This is a genomic window from Desertivirga arenae (genome assembly GCF_017355785.1).
GTDB classification, from domain to species: domain Bacteria; phylum Bacteroidota; class Bacteroidia; order Sphingobacteriales; family Sphingobacteriaceae; genus Desertivirga; species Desertivirga arenae.
Window position 1 is genome coordinate 284159 of sequence record NZ_JAFEWE010000006.1, and the last position, 25910, is coordinate 310068.

The window sequence follows — 25910 nt, forward strand, 5'->3', positions numbered from 1 at the left end:
TGTATTAGTTTAAGTATTTGGTTAAGATGAAATTAAATAATTCAAGGTGCTCTTCGTTAACCTGTTCAGTCTCGATCATTTCGGGAATATCGGTCAGTTTAAACCATTGCAGCTCGGCTATATCGTCGCTCGCTATAACCTCTCCTGAAACATAATCAGTACTGAAAAGCAGGGTTATAATTTTATCCACTTCCGAGCGATATCTCCAGTCGTTGATTTTTGCTGATCCTTCATAAGTCATTGAGGTTACTTCAAGCTGTCCACACTCTTCCATTAGCTCCCTTTTGGCAGCGCTTTCGTAGTTAGCATCCTCAGGATCTGCAAAGCCTCCTACTAATCTCCATCTGTTATGGATTGCCTTTTTTCCGAGCAATAGTTCATTCTTATCATTCCGGAACAAGGCTATATCAACTGTTGGATATACTTTGGTGTATTGGTTGTAATAAGCGTACAGGATGCCCGCCCTGAAATCTCTTGAATCGAATACCTTATCAGCATACTGCTTTCTTAATTCAGTTGCATTGTAGTCACCGTGAACAGGTAATTCAGAAGTATTGAACTTTCCTGAATAATAGGGAATAAAACTATCCCGGCTTCCATACAATAAGAACTGTTCGGTGGGGAAAACGCTTGCAAGAAGCATATCCAGGTTTTGAGACCAGCTCTTATCGCTAGGATGATCGCTGATGGGAAGAACTACCACTTCCGGATATTCCTTCTTAATCATCTTTTCGCGGGTGTAATAATCAAAGGGATTCCTTCTGCTTCCCGAAATCGGACTGGCACCCAATACAATGATCAATTTATTATGCTTGGTCCTTACATTTTCGATCAGATTTCTGTGCCCTTCGTGAAGGTAGGGAGTTTGAAATCTCGCTATGATTACTCCTGTTTTCATTTCTATTTGCGTTATTCTTACACAAATATAAATATGCGTAATTAATACACAAATACAAAAGCACACAAAACAGACAAGAGACTTATTTACAGAAATTTAAATTTCAAAGTTTATACCTGAGCGCTTTAGTTCGAAGTACTTCTCTTCATTAAAACAGAAAAGATTGCCTGGTCGACCGGCACTTTCGAGTGACTGTTTTTCTGAGGTTTCTTCCAGAAAACCGAATTTGGTGATCTTTTTTTTGAAGTTCCTGCGGTCTATAGGGCGGCCGAGAACCGCGCTATAAAGTTTCTCGAGCTCAGAAAAGGGAAATCTTTGATCGAGCAGTTCAAAACCGATAGGCTCATACGACATCTTGGCCTGAAGTCGCTTAAGGGCCCGCTCGATGATCTCCTTATGATCGAAGGCAAGGACAGGCATTTTCTTGATATTGAACCATGCAGCATCTGAAGCATCGGTGCTCGCGTGAAGCTGAAATGCGTTTGGTTTAACCAGACCGTAGTAAGCGATAGATACCACTCTATTTCGTGGATCCCGTGCAGGATCACCAAAACTATATAGCTGTTCCAGGTAATTAATGCCTACCCCGGTTTCTTCCTGCAACTCTCGTTGAATAGCCTCTTCTAAGGATTCTTCATTTTTCACCAGACCACCCGGTAGTGCCCAGGTATCTTTAAAAGGGGCAATATTCCGTTTAATAAGCAATATAGAAAGACCGTCTTTAGAGGTGTATCCAAAAACAACAGCATCTACAGCGAGTTTAATTTTCTGATTGACAGCCATACTTTTAACAATTAATACCGGAAGATGTTAAAACTTTAGAGTCGGCAAATTTAGGCATATAAAACAAAACCGAGTCATTTTCATATTAGAGTGCCCAAAACCAATAGTTCAATGAAAATAACAAAGCCCAACCTTTATCGGGATTGAGCTGTGCTTCTTTTAAAAGAATCTTTATTTCCTGACCTTAGCTGATCGTATCAACGTTATTTGCTAAGTTACGGTAGTTAAGTTTCTCATTAGGATTAGTACCATTAAGAAATTCTTCCACATTGGTATACCCGTCAGCATCAGAATCGATAACACCATCTTTAGGATCTTTTGGATTCAGTTTGTTTTGGATCTCCCATTTATCTGGCATTCCATCACCATCTGTATCTACCGGCACGTCAGAAGGTTTGAAAGTCAGGTTTGGATAGCCACCCACTTCGGCAACGTCCCTGATAATACCCGTTTGAGTCATGGGCTTTCCGGAGCGCACCATAGCAGTAACGCGGGTGTCAACGGCATCACGTTTTGGTAAAGTTGCCCCTACTTTAGAAAGTACAGTTTCGAAAGTAACTTCCGCCGGTTGGTGAGGCATTACCGGCCATCCTTCAAATGGAGTATTTACACGAGCAAGGTTCTCTGGTCCGCGCATTCCCGCCCAATTGTTATTGATCACTTCTTTGTTACCATCCATAACATTACCAGCTACGTACCATTTACCGGGACGAACGGCTGCTTTAGGATACCATCCACCTTCTGCCCAGGCACTCCCAGGAGAATACTGACTGCGTTGTTCTATACGGGCAAATACGGAGCGCATATTTTCATTCGTAGCCGGTCCTGGCTTGAAATAGTTATTGATAAGGTTAACGGTAGAGGTTTCATCGCCCCCGTCTATTGAACGATGCTTCCAGTTGAAGACCACATTATACCTAAAGTCAAAAGGACCAGACATACCGATCGAAGGATTCCTCGCAGTATTACATGCAAACAGATTGTGGTGGAATGTTGACGGATTTCCTCCCCAGGTACCTCCGAAGGCATGACCTTTGGCGTCGAGCGCCTCACTTGAAATACTCCACTGAACAGTGATATGTTCAGCAGGATCTTTTATTTGCGTTTTTCCATCTAATGATGGTCTCATATGTCTGTAGAGGGAAAGGTTTTCATCCATTCCCCAGCTGGCAGAACAATGGTCGATGATAATATGATGGTATGGATTACCTCCGATATTATCATCCCCCTGACCTCCCATAGGAACGCCGCGGCGCACTCGTAGATGACGAATGATCACATTATAGGTATTGATATTTAAGGTCCCGGCAACACATACACCATCACCAGGAGCCGATTGTCCTGCAATCGTGATATCTGGATCATTGATATTAAGGTCGTCGCTTACCTTAATGGTACCAGCAACACGGAACACCACGATGCGCGGACCTTTTGCTTCCAGCGCAGCTCTTAAACTACCAGGACCTTTATCGTTCAAATTGGTCACAGGAATAACTTTACCTCCACGTCCTCCGGTGGTGAACATACCAGCTCCCCAGGCTCCTGGAAATGCAGGAATAGCACCTTCTGGTAATCTCGGTGGATGTGGTGGAATTTGTCCGGGTTCAGGCTGCCCTGCAGCAGGACTTGCATTCTGAGCATTTGCACCCGGGATAGCGTTGAGGGAAGCCAGAAAAAGCAAACCCGCGGCCACAAATTGATTTGATCTCTTCATTTTGTTTAATTCGTATTAAGTATATAGCTAGTTTTTAACAATAGAGGTCTTCAACCCATCACAAGACCTTAACCCTATTATAAGACTAAGTTAAAGCTATAATCAAAAGGCGCCTAGGAAAGCTAACCCAAGATGGATTTTTTGTTGCTGTACAAGGATATTTTATTACCGGAAAGTCGAAGTACTTAATGGAACAAGATAAATCCTGTATTAAAAGCAAAACCCCTTACTGAAACAGCAGGGGTTTTAAGGTTAACTAATATTCGCTTTATCGCTTTCCGTGTACTATTTGATCACCAGGTTTTCAAAGTTGCCGATCACCACAATTGTTGTTGTTTTAAAATTCGTCACAGAAGTAGTTGGATCGCTTTGGGCATTTATTGTAAAGGAAAATTGTCCGGTAAGCGTTTTGTGAGCAGCATCGTACTTATCAATTTTAAGAGTACCTATAGCGGCTCCGGGCAATAATTTATTAGCAGAAGTCGCGGTAAGCTGGTACTGATAATTTATCAGGGTCTCGGGTGAAGTGGGTTGTGAAATATACTCTCCCGTATAACCTGCTTTAATCTTTGCCTGTGGAATAACAAAAGCAACATTATCATGTCCCTCAGGAAAAGGAGTTTCAATGGAAATCACCAGGCTCTTATCATCAGCAATGCTGGCTTTACCTGAAACAGAATTCCCTGCATAGGCTTTAGGTGCAGTTGTATTATCAGTGGGATAAATAAAGTTCCTGGTTAAACTAACAACAGGAGGAGGAGTTACAACATCTGACTCTTCTTGCTTATCCTTCTTACAGGAAGTTAAAGCTGCAATTGCAAAAAATAAAAAAAAGGCTTTTCTCATTATCATACTCATATTTACCTTGACGAGAAATCACATCAATTTGTTACACTTATAAAAACTATTTCAATTCCACCTCGGCTCCATCATTCCAGTACTTATATTCGGGCGTATAATACAAGTAAACATTGCTTGCTTTGCCTTTATACCTGCCCGGAACTTCAGCCTTTAGATCCAGATTAATGGTTTTCGCTTCTTTTGCAGCAAAACCCATCCAGTATAACACCAGGTAATTATCGAAGATCTCGTAATAAGCCACCTGTCCCTTTTCCATCAGTTCCTTCAATTGCCAGGGCTGTGTGGAAAGACCTGCTGGTATACCAATTTTAGTCGTTGTCATAGCCTGAAGATTGCTTTCCTTGTTAGTTATTACGGCAGTCATCCTTACTGTTTCACCAATGCTCGCGCTGCTTTTATTTAAGCTGGTGGATATACTTATGCTTGCCTTGGAGGAAGTTGGAGGGGTATAAGTCTGATAAGCAACCTCGAGATTGTAAGGAATTCCTTCCTGTCCATCTTTATAAGAAACTTCAAAGCTATTCTTACCTTCCAGAATGTACTTAGCCAGCTCGTCATTCTCTTTTACCTGATGCCCGTTCAAAACAAAATTGACGTCGTTATTTACCAATTGCTTCTGACTTAGCTTAGCATATTCCACAACGGCTTCCAATGCCATAACAGTTGCCTGTGTAGAGCCGTAACCATAATAGGATTTCTCATTCAACACTTTGGATATAAGTTCCGCCACCAAAGCTATGTCTGGATTTTTTTGACGCATCAGGGCTAAGGCGTAGAGCGACAGGGTTTCGACACGCAGAGAGGCATCCCTTGAGTTAACAACACTTGTTTCAGAACTCAGCTTACGTTTGGTATAACTTATTTTCAAAGCCTGCATCAATTCGTTATAATCAGAAACCTTTTTTAGATTATCTGCGGATAGTGCCATTAATGCCAGCTTATAGGCATCTTCACTATTAAAAGCCTGAGTCAAGGCTGCCTGATATTCCGGCTCAATGTCTTTTCCGAAGCCGGCGGTTGTCATTGCATAAACAATGTAAATGTTGGCAATAGCATTAGGAACCGACGCAAACCTGTCATAACCACCTGAAGCCAGACGAAAACCTCCTTTTCCATCTCTACGTGCTAAAAGGAAGTTTTTTGTACGTTTCAGCATTGCTTCATCCACTTCCAGAAACTCCTTCATTGCCGTAAATTCAAGCAATCCATAAGCCGTGAGCGCTTCATGTGCCGGAGCTTTTCCGAACCATTCAAATCCGTTCTCACTGGTCTCGTACCCTACCAGTCTCTTGTAACCATTTTTTAGATAACCCAATGCTTTGGTTTCAATCTCTCGATTGGCTTTTCCAACCTGTTTCAAATACTTAAGGATGAAAACATTGGGATAAGTAGTGGAAGAAGTTTGTTCAAAACAACCGTAAGGTTCTCGCAGCATTGATTCAATGCCATTTACCAACTGGCCCTCCACATCTTTATAGAGCATAAGCTTAGGTGTAGAGGTTCCATTGATCATTTTGCTGACAGTAAACTCATGTCTTGCCGACTTGTTGCCCGAAAATGTTTCAATAACCGGAAAGCCTTTTGCTTGCACGGCAATTGGAAATGAAAGCGTTTCCTTTTCGCCCGGACCTGCCACACCAAATTTAATTTCACCACTCGTATTTCTTATTGCTTCGATAGGCAAAAGAATTTGTAAGGAACTATCACGAGCTATCGAGATGGTACTTTTATAATCTCCTACCTTAATTCCTTCAGGTACCTGTACAGCTATTGTTGCATCCAATTTCTTCTGTCCGTTATTTTTTATCACTAAAGGAAGCAAAGCCTTGTCCCCTACAGTAAGATAAGGTGGTATTTTAACATCCAGGTTAAGCGTATTGGTAGTAGTATAGGTGGTATCGGCCCGGCCAAGCAAGCCATTATATCCTATTCCTTCTGTAATTGCGCGAAATGTGGTGGTAGCATCAGAATTATAAAACTCTAGCTTGGCGACCCCCTCTCTATTCGTTTGCACCACAGGATTCCAGTAAATGGTCTCCCTGAAATCGGTACGTTCTTCAGTCTCCGTGCTTTTATAAGCAGGGACGTAGAATTTCTTTGCAATGGTAAACTGGGGCCCAGTTACATTGACGTACTCCGACTCAAAACTTGCCTTATCGGTCACCTTTATCTTGAGTTTTCCGGCAATATTCCTTTTCGAGGTGATCAGGATAACGCCATTGGCTCCCCGGCTTCCATAAATAGCCGTTGCACCAGCATCTTTAAGAACCGTAATACTTTGAATATCGTTAGGATCTAACTGATTTAGTCCGCTATTACCTACAGGGATACCGTCCACAATAATCAGTGGTTCGCCATTCGCGGCTAATGTGTTTGCACCTCGTATGCGCACGACAGGAGCAGCACCTGGGTTAGCTACTTCCGTTACCACCAATCCGGGGATTTTCCCTTGTAGTAAATTCCCAAGCCCGAAATCCCCGACCGACAAATCCTCTCGCCTAACAGTTACCACCGAGCCTGTAACATTTTGTTTCAACATAGCGCCATACCCTACCACTACCACTTCATTTAAAGCGTTATTTCCTGCCCCCAGTAGAATATCAAAGGCTTCCTTTTTCGGAGCATTTGCTTCTGCCGGTTCCTTCTTCAGAACGTCTGTTTGTTCAGCAAATGCGTCAGAAATAATTTTGAGCTGTGCCTGGGCGAAAGAATAATTTAGTCCCGATTGTAGCAATCTGATCTTTATTTTCTGCTTTTTGTCGCCTCCCTGTGCTAAGATCAAATAGTTACCTGGCTTATCCAGGGAGGGGAAGTAAAATATGCCGTCGTTCTTTGTTTTCAATTGCAGCACCTTCCCATTGGTAATATTCTCGATCAGGTAAACTGTCCCCTGCACTGGCTTTCCATCTTCCGCAGTGATAATTCCAAGAACACTGATGTTCTCGCCTAATCCAAACCTGAGCTGTTTTGTCTGCTTAACAGGTTCAATAAAATCAAAATATCTATAGCCCTGCGTTAGCGTTAACAGATCGAGGGCTTCAGCTGCTTTGGGTTCATTTTTTTTGAAATAGAACTGAGGTTCTTCAATTTTGCCTTCCAGTTCCGAGCTGAGTAATAGCCAGGAGAAAATATGATCCTGTTTATCATCCGCGTAAGACCATAACTTATCGTCAACTACTGCAAGGGAAAAATTAGAGGGAACCGGCTTTCCGCTTTGATCTTTACTGGTGATCATCAACTCTACTTTCTCGCGGGGTTTGTAACGGGTCTTGTCGGTAGCAATACTCACCGTTAATTTCTTATGCTTGTTCAGAAACACAATTCGCTCCGCCAGTGGAATACCGGTAGAAGAAAAAAGGGTAAATTGAGTAATACCAACCGGAAAAATGTTCTCATTTACCTCCAGCTCATTCCGTCCCTCTTTCAGGTTCAGCTGTTTCGTATAATAGTTAATCTCCTTACTCTTTCCGGTAAGCACTATTTTGGTCGTTGAAGTACTGTTTATGCTTACTACTACCTTTCCCTCTTGCCTATTAAGCTGAAGTGCTACGCCTTCATCCATAACTTTTGGCAGAGGATACCGGGTTTTATTTCCGCTGGCTGAGAGAATCAAAGCCTTATAAACCATGCCCGACTTAGGTGCTATTTCAACTTTACCCATTCCAAACTTATAACTTTCAAAATGGGCGACCGTATTTCCCTCACCATCTTCAATTATTCCCTTTACATCTACCGGCTTTCCAAATTCATTGATTGCTTTAAAGGCCAGCCTTGATTTTACACCAGCAACAAAAGTTCCGCCCTCCGGCATAAATTGAAGGTCGATCTTATCCAGCGTGATCGGAATACTACGTGAAATAGATTCGACGAAAGCGTCGTGACTGAGCGTAACGGTCAATAGGCCATCAGTAGTTGCCAGGTCTTTCGGCAGATCAAAGCTGATACTTGCTTTACCAGTCGCATCTGTTTTCAAAGCCTGCGCTTCACCTGTTTTCCCGCCGATAGACACTTTGAAATGTCCATTCAGGTTCGCCAGAGGTTTGTCGGCTAATGTTCTTGCTGAGAAATCGGCTTTTACCCTGCTTCCTGGGCCATATCCCTTCTCCGGAAAATCCAATTTCATCAACAATCTTGGAGAGATCACTTTTTGCACGTTGAACTCCTTGCTGAAGAACTTCGAGTCGTTCTCGTTCCTCATCCAGGAGGTATAGGCTTTCAGTTTATATACTCCACCTACTGCATTTTCCTGGATAGCGAAAGCACCTTCTGCATATCCGTTTTCAATCTTATAGCTTTGCTTTTCAACAACAGTACCCGATGGGCCAACAATTTCAACATAAGCTATTTTGCTTGGTGCAACTGGCTTTTGATCCTTGCCGTCTACCAGGTATAATTTATAGAACAACACCTCGCCCTGCTTGAAGAACACGTGGTTAGTGTGGATATAGATCTTTTCCTTTTGATATTGAGATACGTTTTGCGCTTTTGCATTCAATGCAGCAGCAATCATGGAAATAAAGAATATAAAGAGAGATAATGTTTTCATGTGGTTTAGAATTGAAGGGATACGTTTACACCGAAGTTTTTTGTAGAGGGAAGGTTAAAGAAATCCAGCCCTTGTCCATTTGCCTGATCGTACATCAACTGATCAGGATCAACACCTTGATAAGCTGTCCAGATAATGATGTTCTTTGCATAGGCGGTAAATAGAACTCTCTGCGCTAATTTCTTTATAGGAAGCGTGTAGGTGACCGATACATTCCTCAGCCTCAGGGCATCTGCTTTTTCAATATAATCGCTTGCCACACCTCCTGCTCCATACCTCAGGAATTTAGACTGCTCCAAGGGGCGGGCGAGGTCGTAGAAACTCACCGGCTTCGTATTCACATTTCCGTCGGCAGTAAGGCCTTCAAACACATAATTGGAAATTGTCCTTTCTTCTGCTGAGCTTTTACTTCGTCCGTAGTAATCAAGGAAAGCTTTTGTGCCGTTCCAAACATCACCTCCTTTCTTATATTCCCAGTCCAGGTTCAGGTCCCACTGCTTCAAATTAAGGTTTTGTGAGAGCTTAAGGGTAAAGTCGGGTATTGGGTTACCTATTTCCGAAGTCGATGTATTGGCAATGGGAAAACCTTCATTATCTATAACAAGATTTCCCTTGGTGTCTCTCAGGTAGGTTGTTCCGACCAGTACACCTAAGGGTTTGCCTTCTACCAGGGCTTTATTAACTGTTGAGAATCCGGCAACAGGAGCATAGTTATAACCATTAGCAACTTTGGTCACCTTATTGGTCCATTTGTAGAAAGATAAAGTTTGACTAAGCCTGAATCTGTTGGACCAAGGTGTACGATGGGTGAATTCAACTTCTCCTCCATCAGAACGTATCTCGGCCAGATTTTTAAGCACGATCTCTCCCCTCTCCACTGTGGGAAGCACCTCATCTTTAGACTTTCTGGTGAAGAAAGAAGCTGTAAACTGGAAAAGGTGACTATCAAACAGTTCAATCCTGGATGTGAATTCAAAATTCTTCACTGGTTTAACTTGATAAAATCCTGAGGCTTCTTTGAAGGGCAGGAATAAAAATGAACTCTCAGGCCTAAGTGAGGTTGACTCATACCAGGAATAAGATGTTGAAGGAGACACCTCCGTATAAAACCTATTATAGGTAGCTGCTATTTTGAGTGGCAACCTGCGGTTATTAAAAAGGTTCTCAAACCGGATAAACCCGTCAACTTTAGGAAGGAAATAAGCGCCATTTGTAAAAGTGGAAGAGCGATAGGTTTTATTTCCCAGGTTTAAAGCTCCGTCTATATTCTGACCATCGTAATTGGTCTCGTATAATCCTACAAATTCGTCAACCTTACGTTTATACTGATAATTTCTGACAAGAGGCTTATAATCAATTTCCGTTTGCAGATCCGCTCTGGTATAGGCAAGCTTAGCAGTCGACTTATACTTCGGGTTATTGTATTTAATTACCAATTCCGCAAAACCATCCAGGGTAAACCGCCTGTCGTCTTTCTCCCTTTTCAGATGGAAGCCCGTCTCATAAAAAGCCGAGCCGGATTTTAGTGATTCATCAGAATTGAGAGCTAGTCCTTCCAGAGTAGTACCAGCTCCCAGAGTAAACCTGCCTGTTTTAAATCTTGCAGACAGGTTACCTGTCTGCTGAAAATTACGAGAATAGTGCCCGTTATTGTGCAATAGATAAAAGGGGTTATCACTTCTACCCGAATAGGTACGTTGAACCCCGTCCCCCTGCTCATCGCCATAGCTGTTATTAAAGCTTACAGGTGTTAGCAGACTATTCTGGTACACCCTATTCAAGAAACCTCCCCGGTTATCATTGCTGAAGCGGGTTCTATAGGCCGAGTAAGCTCCGATAAAATTAAATTTCCAAACTGCGGCATCAAAGTTGGCAGAAACGTTTTCGGAGGAATTCGAGTTAGCTCGCATGATCATCCCTTCCCTGCCTGTTCCCGCCTTCAGTTGAAGATTCCATTTTTTAGTATAGCCCAACCCTTGTGATAACCTAAAGGAAAGTGCCTGATTCTGCAGCAAGCCATTTCGGAGAATTCCGTTATCAAAAGCCTGAGCTGATAAGCCATTGCCCGATCCTGCAGGAACCAGCCGACCGTTAGGATCATAAGCATTGTGACTACCGTCGTATTCCAGTTCAGTAATCGCAGGTCCAAAGCTGAAAGTCTCCCCAGTCTCTGGTCCCCGGAATTCTGTTTTTCCTTGAAAAGTATTGTTCCTTCCCTGTGCATACATGGATTGTGTAGCCGGAGAATTATTGGGCGAGCTAAAGGCAAAGGCAGAACTAAAGACTCCTCCAAACTCGATGTATTCTGTGGTTACCGGCTCAATCGTTAACTGCTTATTTTTAAACCTAAGGCCAGATACCGGTTGTCTATACCAGTAAGTTTGCTTTAGTCGACCTGTCTTTATAGAATCAGTCTTTATCGCAATACTTTTATTTAAAGAATCGCTCCTAATTAAAGATAAATAGTCCTCTGATATAACAGGTTTTACGGGCTCCTGTGCAAAAAGACCTTTTGTGGTTAGTAGTAAAAGGAATAGATATTTATTCATACGGTGAATAAGGGTTTTGGCAAGGCATCGACCATCGCTGCTGCGAGTTACCAGATGCTGAATCTACAAAATTCCATAAAGTATTTTCAGAATTGTGTGAAAGGACTAGTTAGGCAATCCAACAACCTTCAAAAAAAGGAAAATCTTTTACTAAAAGCTTCCGTTTTTAGCAATAGTCGCCCGGAAACGCTTAGATTTTTTTATAAAATGAACGCTTTAGTAATTCTCAAACACCTCACTATGAGCAACTTTAAAAAAATACAATTTAGATTTATTGTAGATCCGGGTAAAATCAAGCGGTATCACTTCACATTGTCTATACCTTAGCAAATACTGCGGGATAATTCCAAATCTATTATCCCTGTTAAAAAAATTATGAACTTAAATAGACTAACCTTTTTTACAGCACTGCTGTTATCCTCTACTGTTTTTGCCAAGGAAGTACCTGTTCAGAAAGTAGCCCTGGTCGGTGACCGGATAGTGGAATTTATCCCCGCCGGATTTGATAAAAGTAAAACACCTTCCCTCATCCTAAAGGCAGAACCTATTTCTAAAGGAACTGTCCCTCGCAATTGGAGATTGCGGCCCAGCTTTAGCCTTACCGACGATAAAGCAGAGGCGGTTCTTAACCTCCCTGCTGGGGTAAGTCTTTATGGCGGAGGTGAAGTTACAGGTCCCCTCCTGAGGAATGGGAAGACGATTAAATTATGGAATACAGATACAGGCGCCTATGGCGTCGAAGAGGGTAAAAGGTTATATCAAAGCCATCCTTGGGTGATGGGGGTAAGACAAGATGGTACCGCTTTCGGGATCATTTTCGACAGCAGCTGGAAAGCCGAATTGCAAACGGAATCGAACCAGATCAGGTACAAATCTGAAGGTGCATTGTTCCGTACCTATATCATCGACCGTGAATCTCCACAAGCTGTTCTGAAAGGACTGGCAGAATTAACAGGGACTATTGAAATGCCTCCCTTATGGTCATTGGGTTACCACCAATGCCGTTTCTCTTACGGCTCAGAACAAAAAGTCAGAGAAATTGCCACAACCTTCCGCGACAAGAAGATCCCATGCGATGTGATCTGGATGGATATTGATTATATGGACGGGTACCGAGTATTTACTTTTCACCCTAAAAACTTCCCGAATCCTACAGCCTTGAATGATGAGCTGCATCAGAAAGGTTTTCGCGCTGTTTATATGATCGACCCGGGAGTAAAACAAGATAAGGATTACAACATTTATAAATCCGGCTCGGCTAATAACGTTTGGGTAAGGAACAATGATGGAACGGACTATATTGGCAAAGTATGGCCAGGAGATTGTACCTTCCCTGACTTTACCAATCCTCAGGCCCGCAACTGGTGGTCTGGGCTATATAAAGACTTCCTGGCAACTGGCATAGACGGTGTGTGGAACGATATGAACGAGCCGGCCATTAATGATAATCATCTTCCTGATGGCCAAAGAACAGGCACTATGCCAACTACCATTATGCATAAAGGCGGAGGAGATCTGCCTGCCGGGCCCCATCTTCTATATCATAACGCCTACGGTCGCCTGATGGTCGAAGCAAGCCGCAAGGGGATTATGGATGCAAATCCCAACAAACGTCCCTTCCTTTTAACCCGTGCTAACCTTCTGGGCGGACAACGATACGCCGCTACCTGGACGGGCGATAACATGGCCAGCTGGGACCATTTGAAATTATCAGTGCCCATGTCAATCACTTTAGGACTCTCAGGGCAACCTTTTAACGGGCCAGATATTGGTGGATTTCTGGAAAACACTTCAGGAGAACTTTGGGCTAACTGGTTAGGATTTGGAGCCTTGATGCCATTCGCAAGAGGGCATGCTTGTGCAGGCACTAACGATAAAGAGCCATGGGCTTATGGAGAAGCCATTGAAAAAACTTCCCGTATAGCTTTAGAGCGTCGTTACCGCCTCCTTCCTTACCTCTATACCCAATTCTATAACGCAGCAAAAACCGGATTACCTGTAATGGCTCCGGTATTCTTCGCCAATCCGGCTGATATGCGATTACGAAAAGAAGAACAAGCTTTCTTATTGGGAGAAGACCTTTTAGTGATCCCTGCTTTTGCGAAAGATCCGGAACTTCCTTCAGGCATCTGGGAAGAGCTGAGTATCGTGGAGGGCGACATGAGCGATAAGTACCAGGCGAAACTAAAAATTAAAGGAGGTTCGATCATACCTGCAGGAAAAATCATTCAGAATACTACTGAGAAATCTTTTGATCCTCTTACCCTGATTGTTTGCCCTGATAAAATGGGTACGGCCACGGGTCAGTTATATTTAGATGCAGGAGAGGGATGGGGTTTCAAAAAAGGCGATTACTCATTGTTAAGCTTTACAGCTAAAAAGACCGGAAATAGCCTAAATATCAAACTTGCCTCTAAAAAGGGAAGCCGGAACCCGGAAACAGAAATACAAAAGATCAATGCAGAAGTACTAATTAATGGAAAGGTTTACAAAGGTAGCGGTAGTTTGAAAAGTGGGATCCAGGTTGCTTTAGTGAATTAAGATCACTTCACTCCTACCAGCAAGATGGCAGTCGAGGCAGAACTTCTTTGATAAATAAGTTCTGCCTCTTTTAATGTCAAGGCTTCCCGATCGGGCCCAGATGAGCATTCACCATCTCTTAAGCTATTTCTGGTTCAGCGTTTTTCGGGAATTGTACTGACAGACACAGATTCGTTTTGTAAGCTCAGACTGAATTTTAACTTTGAACAAGAATTAATACTCCGGGATTTGAGGAGCTTCAAGGTGTTAACTATGTTCTATCGCAAACTTATCTTCACGCTATTCCTTCTGCTTTTAGCGGCAGCTGGTAATAGTGTTTTTTGTTCATCAAGTAAAGACAGTTTACTCCGTGTCCTGGAATCCGAGTTGAAGAATAAAAGCTACGATAGGCAGAAGGAGACTAAGCTAAATAGGATCAAAGCTTCCCTGGCTCACTCTGCCAGTCATAGCTATGAACGAAAGTACCACTTATATAACCTCATCTTTGAAGAGTATTTACCCTATCAATTCGATTCGTCTTATGTGTATTTGAAGAAAATGATCGAGGCAAGTGAGGAAGATCACGACAGCTTCAGGATACAGGAGAGTCAACTCAAACTCCTTCATATCCTTACCACCGCAGGTCTTTTCACAGAAGCTCGGGAGCTCCTAACCTCCCTATCAGAAGAGAAGATCCTCCCAGAGCTCAAAGGTACGTACTACGATCATAAAGCTCGCTTTTTCGAGAACCTGGCCAACTACATTAACGATGGCTTTTATGCAGCGAAATATCGCAAAGAATCTGAGCTGAACTTCAGGAAGATGTCAAAAGCATCTCCTCCTAATACCTTTGAGCGAGTTCTGAACCAGGCAGAATTTGGATATGACAAGGCCAAAAGCAAGAAGCCTGCCGCCGATTTTTATTTGCAGTATATCACGCACAGCGGTCTAACGAAACATGGTATCGCCATGGCTGCCATGCGGTTGAGCCACCACTATTCTGGTGACGATAAAATAGCTTTGCTAAGCCTTTCTGCTATTAATGATATAAAAGCATCTACAAAACATACCCAGGCCATCCTGCGATTAGGAGAAGAATTGTATAAAGCAGGAGATCTGAAAATGGCTTATGAATGTATCAACAAAGCTGTTTCTGATGCTGCTTTTTACAATGCCCGCAGCCATAAAATAGACATCCAGAATATTCTGCCGATGATAGCCGGTAAGACGATTATGGAAACGGAACGGCAGCGCGACAAGTCGATCATTTACTCTTTAATTTTTGCCATAATCGGACTTATTGCAGTGGCTATCATCATCATAGTCTACCTTCAGTTAAAAAAGATAAAAGAGAACGAGCGACTGATACAGAAACAGAATCAACAGCTTGCTGCAATCAATTCCAGCTTGATGGAACATACACGGATCAATGAGGAGTATATCGGCTTTTTCTTCAAGAAATCATTCTCATACATCAGTTTGCTGGAGAAACTAAAACGCACTGTGGAACGGAAGATCAAGATGAAGAAATTCGAGGATGCTCTGGAAAGCATTTCCTCCCTTCAGATCAATCGCGAGCGGGAAGAACTCTATAATACGCTCGACCAGATCTTCCTTAAATTACTACCTGATTTTATCCCTGCATTCAACAAATTACTAAAGCCAGAGGACCAGATATGGCCACAAAAAGAGGAGTCGCTGAACCCCGTCCTGAGAATATTTGCACTGATACGCCTTGGCATCAAAGACGATGAAACCATTGCCGGCATATTAGACTATTCCATCAGTACCATCTATACCTATAAGATGCGTATAAAAGCTAAATCGATTATAAAAGGGGAAGAATTTGATAAAAGAATTATGGATATAAAATTTATTGATCATTAATCACCAATAAAAGAGAATTATTGTCATTGTTTTTATTCTATATTAGCGTTACTAACCAATACTAAAGACGATTCTAAATTTATGCAGTGGGGAAATTTATCCGGAATAGCTGAGGGAGATTTAATCAGGGGCTTGCAAGAGGGGGACGTTCTATGTTTCGAGAAAATTTACGGGAAGTATTCTTCAAGGCTTTATAGCGCTGCTTATAATATACTCCGCGATAAGCAGGTTTGCGAAGATATCGTTCAGGAGCTGTTTATCGATCTCTGGACAAAAAGGGAAAAGCTGGATATCCAAAACCTTAGCTCCTACCTGTATATCTCCGTACGGAATAAAGTACTAATGGTTATCCGTTCAGGCAAAGTAGTTTTAGAACTTGAAGTGGTAGAAATGCTGGTTAGCGAGTACGATGCTGACAACGGCGTGCTTCAGAAAGAGCTGCAGGCAAATCTTGAAAAAGGAATTTCAGAACTCCCTGAGAAATGCAGAGAGGTTTTTGTACTAAGTCGTAAAGAGCAATTGAGCCATAAAGAGATTGCTAGCCTGCTGAATATATCCGTAAAAACAGTTGAAAACCAGCTCACTATTGCTTTAAGGCGATTAAGAGCTTCCATGGCAGATTTTCTGCTACTGGTAGTTTCACTGCTTCCGCTATTTATGTAAATAATACAAATATTGGCCGATACCGATAGGCTAATATAAATCCTCTTTAGCGTGGAAAAATCTCCTGAACTGAAAAACTAAACTGTTTACTGGCTCCATTCCTCACAATGGTCCAACCATTGGAACAGGGTTCTCCTCACTCTCAAAAATAATTTCAAAAAAAATCATTACCCTTTAGGGGGTAGGTCAATTTTCTGCATCATACATATAACAATGGAAAGGAAACCATCAAAACCAAACTCCAATAAACCATCAGATGAAAAAGGAATAGCCTTTTTAGAAGGTCTTATTACTAAATATTTTAACCGTCAACGTGAAAAACATACTGATTATCAAATTGAGGATCCTGCTTTCAATAAAACAGAGGTTTATACTAAAATTCTAAAGGGGATTGGCGAAAGAGAAAGAAGATCGAAACGGCTTTCTTATAGTCTGCGCATTGCGGCCTCTATAGTGCTTATTTCCGGTTTGGCTTCAGTCTTGTACTTTCAGAAAGACGATATACGAAACTGGGCAGATCCCGTAAAAATGGTCGAAACGAGATCAGCAAAAGGACAAACTATCCTTGTAAAGCTGGAGGACGGCAGCCGGGTATGGTTGAACTCTGATAGTAAATTAAGCTATCCAGAACACTTCGAGGGTAAAAAAAGAGAACTTCAACTAATTGGAGAGGCTTATTTTGAGGTGGTCCATCTGGAGAAACAGCCCTTTATCATACGTTCCGGAGATGTAAAGACGGTAGTACTGGGAACTACATTCAATATCAACGCCTATCCTGAACATAAAAAAGTAGAAGTTACCGTGCTATCAGGAAAAGTGGCGGTAGTTAGCCCTTCCCGGAAAAAAGAAAGTCCAACCACAGTTTTCGTCACCTCCAATCAAAAAGCATCCTATTTAAGGGATGTTGTCAGGATCCAAACCAGTTCAGTAAAAGCGATTGAAACCATCAGCTGGAAAGAAGGAAAAATGGTTTTCCATAACACTCCAATAGCTGAGGCTGTAACAGAAGTTGAAAGGAAATATAATATCAGGCTAAACTGCAGCGACAAGATCAGGGAATGCACAGTTACCACTACGGCCGACCTGAATAATGAGGGTCTGGACAAAGTGCTTAAGGTGATGGCAACCATTGTTAATGGATCTGTTTCCTACCAGAACGGTGTCTATTATCTCGAAGGAAAAGGCTGCGACTAGCAGCATTTCAATAAACTAAACAATTCATTAACCAATTAAACAAACTTTCCAGCATGAAGAAGACAGATACTTAAAAAAATAAACCCGGTCCATTTGAAGGAACGGGTTTTTAAAATGTGACTAGAAATCAGAGATGTACCAGCCGACCTGAGAAATCACAGGTGCATTTCCTATCCGTACACTTTAACGAATTAAAATTATGAAAAAATCTCTATTACTTTCTGATAGAGCCAGTGATTATTTATGGATAATTATGAGATACAGCGTTGTTACAAGTTGTATTATTTTTTGCTTCTGTACGTTTGCCTTTGCTAATTCTTCCTTCAGCCAAAAAGTACTTACTCATAAAGTTACGGCTGACCTGAACAATGTAACCCTTGAAAATGCCCTCGAAATGATCTCTTCATCAGCGGGTGTAAAGATTGCTTACAGCAACCAGATACTGAAGAAAACCAATGTTGTAAACAAAGAACTAAAGAATGAGAGTTTAGGTGAAGTGCTCACAAAACTTCTTGCACCTGCCGGTCTATCCTACTCGGTAGTGGAAGATGTGGTAGTTATTGTAAAATCAAGTGAGATCAACAACAACTTAATGCTGAAAGAATTGGCCGCCGAACACGAGATTCGCGGTATAGTTACTGACAGTACGGGTGTCGGTCTTCCCGGAGTATCTGTAATGGTAAAAGGAAAGCCAGGAACCGGAGTGGCTACCGACCAGAACGGAAACTTCAAGATCAGGGTGGATGACAGAGCTGTTCTCGTATTAAGAATGGTGGGCTTTATTACTCAGGAAGTCCAGATTGACGATCGCTCCTTTTTTAGCATAAGACTTAGGGAAGATGTTGCAGCGCTTAGAGAAGTAGTTGTTGTTGGTTATGGAACTCAAAAGAAAACTAACATTACCGGAGCCTTGAACTCCGTGTCAACAGCAGAACTTATTCGTACACCAACAGCAAGTTTGACCAATACCCTTGCAGGAAGACTTCCGGGACTAGTTTCTATTCAGGGAAGTGGTGAACCGGGAGCTGATGGATCCGCACTTTATATCAGAGGATTTGGATCGTATAATGGCCAGAGCCCGCTAGTATTGGTAGACGGAATTGAAAATGCGATCGACAGGATCGACGCTAACGAAGTTGAAACAGTAACTGTGCTTAAGGACGCCGCAGCAACCGCAGTGTATGGGATGAAAGGAGCCAACGGGGTTATTCTTGTAACCACCAAACGTGGAAAAGTAAGCAAGCCTGCAGTTTCACTAACTTCTCAACTATCTGTGCAAACGCCTACCAGGATTCCTGAATACCTGGATTCGTATAACGCATTAAGTCTTTATCGGGAAGGCTTGATCAATGATGGCTTGAATGCCAACTTGTACACAGATGAGTACCTGAATAAATTCAGAGACCGCAGTAATCCAACCTACCAATATTTGTACCCAAATACAAATTGGCAGGATGAGCTATTGAAGCCAAACTCCCTGATGTATCAAACCAACCTGAACGTTAGTGGTGGTACCCCTAATACCAGGTACTTTGTTTCCATGACTTACCTGAATCAGGACGGCCTTTATAAGTTTGAAGATCTGAGCGACTATAACATTCAGGCAAAACTGAATAAGTATAACTTCAGAAGTAACGTAGATATAGACGTTACAAAACACCTTGCATTAGAGCTTAACCTCTCTAACGTGGTAAGAGATCGTAACTATCCAAATGAGAGTGCAAACGACTTTTGGAATCAGTTAAGGGTAACTCCACCCTGGTTATACCCGGTTACCAATCCTGATGGTTCTATCCCACAGAAACGTGATGCTCCGGTAAACCCCTATGGCCGTTTAACCCAATACGGGTATAAAAGGCTTTTCGAAAATACGATGGGAGCAATAGTAGGTTTCAATCTGAAACTACCTTTTGTTACTCCAGGATTAAGTGCGAGGGCTCGCTTCGCCTTCGACGCTCAGAACTACCGCGACATTACCAGGAAGAGAAATTACTCAACTTACCGTTTTACTATTGACGAGAACCAGACTGACCTGAGCAAAGGTGTGTATGAGGAAATGAGCACCGGCGACCAGCAGCTGGAGTTTGATCTTGCAGCGAATGGAAGCCGCAAGTCAACCTTCGAAGGTTACCTTAACTATGATCGCACCTTTGGCGGAAAGCACTCTGTCCTCGGAATGCTTCGTTATAACCAGTCACAAGATTTCAGAGGTACCAGTAGAGACGATGGCGGTGTTGCTGCCCTGGCTTATAAGCAAATGGGGATTGTTGGGCGGATCAACTATACTTACGACAGACGTTATGTGGCTGAGTTCGATGCCGGTTACAATGGTTCAGAGAACTTCAGAACCGGAAGACGAATGGGCTTCTTCCCTGCCGGATCCTTAGCATGGGTTGCATCCAACGAAGGCTTCCTGAAAAATTCACGCACGTTAAGCCTGTTAAAATTCAGAGGGTCTTTTGGTACTGTTGGTGTGGATAACAGCTCCAACCGTTTTCCTTATATCAGTACCTGGACCACTGGAGGAAACAGCGGTTACCGCTTCGGTGTAGATGCAGATGGCAATGGCTATAGCAGTGCCCAGGAAAGAATTGTGGGTAATCAGTTCCTTACCTGGGAACGCGCCCGAAAAACAAACGTGGGTATTGATCTTGGCTTCTTTAAAGGCTCACTAACCCTCACCGGAGATGTGTTCCAGGAGCATCGTACCAAGATCCTTACCGATGCCCGCACTATTCCTGATGTATTAGGGATTGAAACCCTACCGAAAGTAAATGCCGGAGTGGTAGATAACAAAGGTTTTGAGTTAGAACTTGGATGGCGCAAAATGATCAGACAGCATCAATTGTTCATGAGAGCGAACTACTCTTATGCGAAGAATGAAATCAAGTATGCTGCAGAACCAGAATACGCTTACCCCTATCAGGCTCTTAAAGGAACCCAGATCTATGAAGCACAAGGCCTGATCGCCCTTGGTTTGTTTAAAGACCAGGCAGACATTGACAATAGTCCTTCACAAGCCGGCTATGGTAGAATCCAGCCTGGAGATATTAAGTATCTTGACCGTAACCAAGATGGTATTATCAACTCGCAGGACGGCGGTTATATTGGCGAAACCTTAAGACCAAAATCGATGATGGGATTAACCCTTGGTTATGGCTATAAATGGTTTGATGTGAACGTACTTTTTCAGGGAGCTCTTGGAGGGTACAATTGGTTAACTGGTACTTCTGCCTGGGCATTCTCAAGAAATAGTGCTATTCTGGCCGACTACAAGGATAATCATTGGACGCCGGGCAACCTCGATGCTACCTATCCAAGGATCTCTTCAGCAGATAACGTAAACAATAATCAGAACTCGACCTTTTGGCTGCGCTCATCTGATTATCTCCGACTAAAGAATGTTGAAATTGGATACACCCTTCCAAAATCGGTTTTGAGAAGGCTTAGTCTGAAAAATGTAAGAGTATTTGCTACAGGAGTGAATCTCTATACATGGGATAAATTCAAGATCTACGATCCTGAGATCCCTGATGGTTTCGGCAGCTACCCTCAGCAGAAAGTTGTAAACCTAGGTTTTAATGTTACCCTATAATAAAAAGGAAATGAAAAGATTATCTATACTTCTGTTGTCCGTTTTCTTATTGGCAACAATGTCGTGCAACAAATACCTGGATGTGGTACCGGATGAGTACGTAACAGATGACGATGTATTTAAAAATATAAATCTTGCAGAACAAGGTCTGGCCCGGTTGTATAATGCTTTTCCAGACGAAACAGGAAGTACAATTACCGCCTATACGGATGAAAGCTATCATCACTGGACAGATAATGGTGGTGCTTTGGATGCTTATAAGTTCAATTTAGGAACCTGGAGTACGGTAGATAACCCTCAGGGCAACTGGGGAGGCCGGTACAGGGATATCCGCAGGGCGAATATCTTTATCGAAAGGATTGAAAGCGTACCTATTCCACTTGACCGCAGCGAGTATTATCAAACATGGGTACCACGCTACAAAGCAGAAGCACGATTTCTTCGTGCCATGTACTATTTCGAATTGTTTAAACGATACGGTGCAGTTCCATTGCTTACTTCGGCTGCAAGTATCGACTTAAATGAGGCAGCAAGTTCTAATATAGAGCGTAATTCTACAGATGAGATCGTTGACTTTATCGTTTCAGAATGTGATGCCATCGCCCCTTCCTTGCCTGCAACACAGGAGCCTTCCCAGGTTGGCCGTGCTACAAAGGGTGCAGCTTTAGCCTTGAAAGCAAGAACATTGGTATATGCTGCTAGTCCCCTATTCAACGGAAATCCTCTATACAAGAATATTAGCAATAAAGACGGTAAGCATCTTTTCTCTCAATCTTATGATAAGGAGAGATGGAAAAAAGCGGCAGATGCAGCAATGGATGTGATCAATATGAGCATCTATTCACTGTATTCACCTTTTCCTAACAACCCAATTCAGAACTATGCGGCACAGTTCCATAACCGTGATTATACCGAATCGATCTTCCAAAGGATAAAAGGGAATGATACCGGATTAGACGGCAACTGGCTGCCAAATGGCCCGCCGTTTAAAGGGAACGGACAATTCACTCCACTACAGGAGTTAGTAGATGCCTACGAAATGAATAATGGTTATCCCATTAACGAGCCGGGCTCGAACTATCAAAGTAACGGCTTTTGGAGCGGACAACTATGGGATGGTCTTAAGTGGCAGAATGTATCCAACATCTCTAACATGTACAAGGACAGGGATCCGCGTTTCTATGCAAGTATATTCTTCCAGTACGATGTTTGGCGCTTTGATGCCACCAAACGGGGAATGAAGTTTGCCTTCTGGGGTAACGGTAACGGAAAAACAGACGGATGGGCAAATGGAAAAGCCGGAACAAACCCATGGGGATATAACATCCGTAAATTCCTCTCTCCGGAATACGACCGTAACGCTAATACAGGAACAGCAAAAAGGAACTGGCCGGTTTTCCGCCTGGCAGAAATGTACCTGATCTATTCAGAAGCGATGAACGAATACCTTGACGCTCCCGACAACCGCGTTTATGAATATATTAACCGGGTGAGAGCAAGGGTTAGTATGCCGGCATTGCCTATCCTGGCATCAGACAGGACTAAAGATGGCATGAGAGCCCGCATCCAAAACGAAAATCGCATCGAATTCGCTTTCGAAGCTCACCGTTTCTGGGATGTAAGAAGATGGATGATCGGCACAACAGTCGACAATAAACCGGCACACGTACTAAACGCAAAACCATCTGCAGCGGAGCTTACTGCTACCGGTATTCCCGATATCAACAGTGAAGAGGCAGGTGTAGCAGTTTTCTACAAACCTGTAGTGATTCAAAACCGGGTCTTCCAACCCAAACATTACCTGATGCCAATTCCTCAGTCTGAGATTGACAAAGACCCTGGTCTGGTACAGAATTATGGATGGTAATTGGGTTTAAGATCTAAAAGACCAGATCTTGTTGCAAATAAATGCAGACAGATCTGGTCTTTGAAAAATTCTCAATCCACTTATAATCAATATGCTAAAACGTTTTACAAATATTTATTATATTGGCCCTTTAACCAATTCGCTGAACGGAATAATAACACACAAACAAACCAGATAATGAATTCTTTCCTTTTTAGCAAGGTAGGCCTCAAAATCGCTCTTACAAGTGCATTAGCCTCCCTCCTTCTCCTGCCTGCAAAACTACAGGCGCAGGACCAGAAAAATCTACAAGCCGACCCGAAAGCTATCATTCCGGCAGACAACGCAAGGTTCACCGTCCTTACGCCACGTCTGGTCAGAATGGAATGGGAGGCCGGTAAAGACTTTGATGATCATGCCTCCTTTGTAGTGGTGAACCGTCGACTTCCGGTGCCCAGCTTTTCACAAAAGCGCGAAAACGGCTGGCTGGTGATCAATACCAGCGAAATTGAACTCTCTTATAAGCTGGGTTCAGGCGAGTTCAATGCGCAAAACCTGAAAGTAAGATACCTGAAGGCCGACTCGGTCAACTGGACTCCGGGGAAAAAACAGAAGTATAACCTTGGAGGAACTACCCGTACCCTGGATGGAGTGGATGGCGATTTTAGCAGGCACTCGAACCATAAGCTGGAACTTGAGGATGGACTACTGGCTCGAGATGGCTGGTATTTCCTGAACGATTCTTCTTCCCTTAGGCTGGATAACAGCGATTGGCCCTGGGTATTCAATAAAGAAAGAAAAGGTCAGGACTGGTACTTCATGGCCTACGGGAATGACTTCAAATCTGCCCTGCACGACTTCTCCTTAATTGCAGGGAAAGTGCCGATGATCCCCCGATATGCCTTTGGCTATTGGTGGTCCAGATACTGGAGCTATTCAGACAATGAGTTGCGTACCTTGGTAGGATACATGAAACGGATGCAGATTCCACTAGATGTATTAGTAGTGGATATGGACTGGCACCGCCAGGGCTGGACCGGTTGGTCATGGAACAAAAGCCTATTCCCGGATCCGGGTGCATTCCTTGACTGGACCAACAAATCCAACCTTAAAACTACACTAAACCTGCACCCGGCAGACGGAGTAGCCGGTTATGAAGACGATTATATCCCCTTTGCAACAGCTATGGGAGTAGACACAGCAGGACGAAAAACAGTACCTTTTATGGTATCTGATAAGAAGTACATGAGCTCGCTGTTCAATAAGATCCTTCGCCCTATGGAGAACAAAGGCGTCGACTTCTGGTGGCTCGACTGGCAGCAGTGGCCAAATGATAAAAAGATCACCAATCTGAGTAATACCTGGTGGTTGAACTATGTGTTCTATACCGAGATGGAGAAGAACAGGAACACCAGACCCATGCTTTACCATCGTTGGGGCGGACTAGGTAATCACCGGTACCAGATCGGTTTCTCCGGAGATACCTTCATCTCCTGGAACTCACTGGAATATCAGCCCTATTTTACTAATACTGCATCTAATGTATTGTACAGTTACTGGAGTCACGATATCGGGGGACACCAGTTCCGCTCCGGCGAACGTACGATGGACCCCGAATTGTATACGCGTTGGGTGCAATACGGTGTTTTCAGTCCCATTCTGCGCACGCACTCTACTAAGAACGGGGATATCAAGAAAGAGCTGTGGAACTACAGTCAGACTTACCTGAACGCGCAGGTAGAAGCAATCCGTTTAAGATACAACCTGGTACCCTACATCTATACCATGTCTCGCGAGACCTATAATGATGCCATCGCACTTTGTCGTCCAATGTATTACGATTACCCATCGAACAATGAATCGTATACCTTCAGCAGACAATATATGTTCGGCGACAATATGCTGATCTCTCCTATCGGAACCCCTTCTCAAGAAGGCTACTCGAAGGTTAAAGTATGGCTTCCTTCCGGAAACGACTGGTACGAGTGGCATACCGGCACCTTATTAAAAGGCGGTCAGGTTTACGAGCGTTCTTTTAGCATTGACGAGTATCCAATTTATATTAAAGCAGGGTCGGTTATTCCAATGTATAATGATAAGGTAGACAATCTCGACAAGAACCCAGGGGATATCATCCTGGGTGTTTATCCGGGTGGTTCGGGCAAGTTCGACCTCTATGAAGACAACGGGAACGACAAGAAGTTCGACAAAGAGCATACGATTACCAGCATTACCTCGAACGTAAGCAACAACCAGACTATCATTAACATCAGCGGCGCCAGGGGAACATACCAGGATATGCCAGCTAAACGTAACTATCACTTGAAGCTCTACGGATCAGAAGCACCGCAGAAAGTGCTGGTCAACGGCAAAGCAGTAGCATTCAATCAAAATGCAAGATCTGATAATTGGATGTACAATGGAAAAGACCTTAGTCTTAATATTTACCTTCCCGAAGTAAGCAGCAAAAAGGCTATGCAGGTAACAGTAGTTTATGATAATAAGCCAGACCTGAATATCCACAACGGTACGGTAGAGAAGTTTAAGAGACTCTCTGAGATCACGTCCGAGATCAAGAACCTTGACAACGGCATTTACCTGCCAGAAATACTGGGGGAAACAGAAGAAACCAACCGCATGCTGGAATACCACCCAGATCAGTTCGAACAATTGATCCGCAAGTTCAACCAGAATTACGGGAAATTACCAGGAGTTATTCAGGGAATCAAAAGCTTAGGACCGGATAACCAAAAGAAACTGATCAAAAAACTTCAGTACAATCAGGGCAATTAACCCCCTTTACAATTTTAAGGTTGAAATGAGTAGAGGCTGGCTGTAAAAGGCCAGCCTTTTC

Annotated in this window: 13 protein-coding genes; 7 read left to right on the plus strand and 6 right to left on the minus strand. The window is 43.0% G+C overall.

What is annotated here, in order from left to right:
• Window positions 1-4 precede the first annotated feature (4 nt).
• The 6 genes from J4N24_RS14595 to J4N24_RS14620 all read right to left on the minus strand — a co-directional run bounded on the left by J4N24_RS14595 (window position 5) and on the right by J4N24_RS14620 (window position 11351).
• Window positions 5-898 (minus strand): NUDIX domain-containing protein, encoded by an 894-nt coding sequence (locus J4N24_RS14595; protein WP_207534435.1) that lies wholly within the window; start codon window positions 896-898, stop codon window positions 5-7.
• A gap of 96 nt (window positions 899-994) precedes the next feature.
• Complete coding sequence (locus J4N24_RS14600; RefSeq protein WP_207534436.1) at window positions 995-1681, minus strand: NUDIX hydrolase; 687 nt, start codon at window positions 1679-1681, stop codon at window positions 995-997.
• 184 nt (window positions 1682-1865) lie between these two features.
• A complete protein-coding gene (locus tag J4N24_RS14605) occupies window positions 1866-3395 on the minus strand; it encodes a polysaccharide lyase (protein ID WP_207534437.1) in 1530 nt (509 codons plus the stop codon).
• A 285-nt stretch (window positions 3396-3680) separates the two neighbouring features.
• Window positions 3681-4241, minus strand: a complete 561-nt coding sequence (locus J4N24_RS14610) for a hypothetical protein (RefSeq protein WP_207534438.1) — start codon at window positions 4239-4241, stop codon at window positions 3681-3683.
• Between the two features lie 58 nt (window positions 4242-4299).
• Complete coding sequence (locus tag J4N24_RS14615; RefSeq protein ID WP_207534439.1) at window positions 4300-8802, minus strand: TonB-dependent receptor plug domain-containing protein; 4503 nt, start codon at window positions 8800-8802, stop codon at window positions 4300-4302.
• Window positions 8803-8807: 5 nt separating this feature from the next.
• A complete protein-coding gene (locus J4N24_RS14620) occupies window positions 8808-11351 on the minus strand; it encodes a SusC/RagA family TonB-linked outer membrane protein (RefSeq protein ID WP_207534440.1) in 2544 nt (847 codons plus the stop codon).
• A 375-nt stretch (window positions 11352-11726) separates the two neighbouring features.
• On the opposite strand from J4N24_RS14620, the gene J4N24_RS14625 reads away from it, so the two are divergent.
• From J4N24_RS14625 to J4N24_RS14655, 7 genes are all read left to right on the plus strand, one after another.
• Window positions 11727-13892, plus strand: a complete 2166-nt coding sequence (locus J4N24_RS14625) for a TIM-barrel domain-containing protein (protein WP_207534441.1) — start codon at window positions 11727-11729, stop codon at window positions 13890-13892.
• Window positions 13893-14144: 252 nt separating this feature from the next.
• Window positions 14145-15758, plus strand: a complete 1614-nt coding sequence (gene susR, locus J4N24_RS14630; RefSeq protein ID WP_207534442.1) for a SusR family glycan utilization regulator — start codon at window positions 14145-14147, stop codon at window positions 15756-15758.
• Window positions 15759-15839: 81 nt separating this feature from the next.
• Window positions 15840-16421 carry an RNA polymerase sigma-70 factor gene (locus J4N24_RS14635; protein ID WP_207534443.1) on the plus strand — a complete coding sequence of 194 codons (582 nt, stop codon included), beginning with the start codon at window positions 15840-15842 and terminating at the stop codon, window positions 16419-16421.
• 213 nt (window positions 16422-16634) lie between these two features.
• Complete coding sequence (locus J4N24_RS14640; RefSeq protein WP_207534444.1) at window positions 16635-17615, plus strand: FecR family protein; 981 nt, start codon at window positions 16635-16637, stop codon at window positions 17613-17615.
• Window positions 17616-17814: 199 nt separating this feature from the next.
• Window positions 17815-21210 (plus strand): SusC/RagA family TonB-linked outer membrane protein, encoded by a 3396-nt coding sequence (locus tag J4N24_RS14645; RefSeq protein WP_207534445.1) that lies wholly within the window; start codon window positions 17815-17817, stop codon window positions 21208-21210.
• Between the two features lie 10 nt (window positions 21211-21220).
• The gene (locus J4N24_RS14650; protein WP_207534446.1) at window positions 21221-23077 is read left to right on the plus strand and encodes a RagB/SusD family nutrient uptake outer membrane protein; all 1857 of its coding nucleotides are present in this window, start codon (window positions 21221-21223) and stop codon (window positions 23075-23077) included.
• A gap of 177 nt (window positions 23078-23254) precedes the next feature.
• The gene (locus J4N24_RS14655) at window positions 23255-25849 is read left to right on the plus strand and encodes a TIM-barrel domain-containing protein (protein WP_207534447.1); all 2595 of its coding nucleotides are present in this window, start codon (window positions 23255-23257) and stop codon (window positions 25847-25849) included.
• Window positions 25850-25910 lie beyond the last annotated feature (61 nt).

Excerpts from the sequence above, each read along its gene's own strand:
- J4N24_RS14595 (WP_207534435.1), bottom strand. The coding sequence starts at position 898 with ATGAAAACAGGAGTAATCATAGCGAGATTTCAAACTCCCTACCTTCAC.
- J4N24_RS14600 (WP_207534436.1), bottom strand. The coding sequence starts at position 1,681 with ATGGCTGTCAATCAGAAAATTAAACTCGCTGTAGATGCTGTTGTTTTT.
- J4N24_RS14605 (WP_207534437.1), bottom strand. The coding sequence starts at position 3,395 with ATGAAGAGATCAAATCAATTTGTGGCCGCGGGTTTGCTTTTTCTGGCT.
- J4N24_RS14610 (WP_207534438.1), bottom strand. The coding sequence starts at position 4,241 with ATGAGAAAAGCCTTTTTTTTATTTTTTGCAATTGCAGCTTTAACTTCC.
- J4N24_RS14615 (WP_207534439.1), bottom strand. The coding sequence starts at position 8,802 with ATGAAAACATTATCTCTCTTTATATTCTTTATTTCCATGATTGCTGCT.
- J4N24_RS14620 (WP_207534440.1), bottom strand. The coding sequence starts at position 11,351 with ATGAATAAATATCTATTCCTTTTACTACTAACCACAAAAGGTCTTTTT.
- J4N24_RS14625 (WP_207534441.1), top strand. The coding sequence starts at position 11,727 with ATGAACTTAAATAGACTAACCTTTTTTACAGCACTGCTGTTATCCTCT.
- susR (WP_207534442.1), top strand. The coding sequence starts at position 14,145 with ATGTTCTATCGCAAACTTATCTTCACGCTATTCCTTCTGCTTTTAGCG.
- J4N24_RS14635 (WP_207534443.1), top strand. The coding sequence starts at position 15,840 with ATGCAGTGGGGAAATTTATCCGGAATAGCTGAGGGAGATTTAATCAGG.
- J4N24_RS14640 (WP_207534444.1), top strand. The coding sequence starts at position 16,635 with ATGGAAAGGAAACCATCAAAACCAAACTCCAATAAACCATCAGATGAA.
- J4N24_RS14645 (WP_207534445.1), top strand. The coding sequence starts at position 17,815 with ATGAAAAAATCTCTATTACTTTCTGATAGAGCCAGTGATTATTTATGG.
- J4N24_RS14650 (WP_207534446.1), top strand. The coding sequence starts at position 21,221 with ATGAAAAGATTATCTATACTTCTGTTGTCCGTTTTCTTATTGGCAACA.
- J4N24_RS14655 (WP_207534447.1), top strand. The coding sequence starts at position 23,255 with ATGAATTCTTTCCTTTTTAGCAAGGTAGGCCTCAAAATCGCTCTTACA.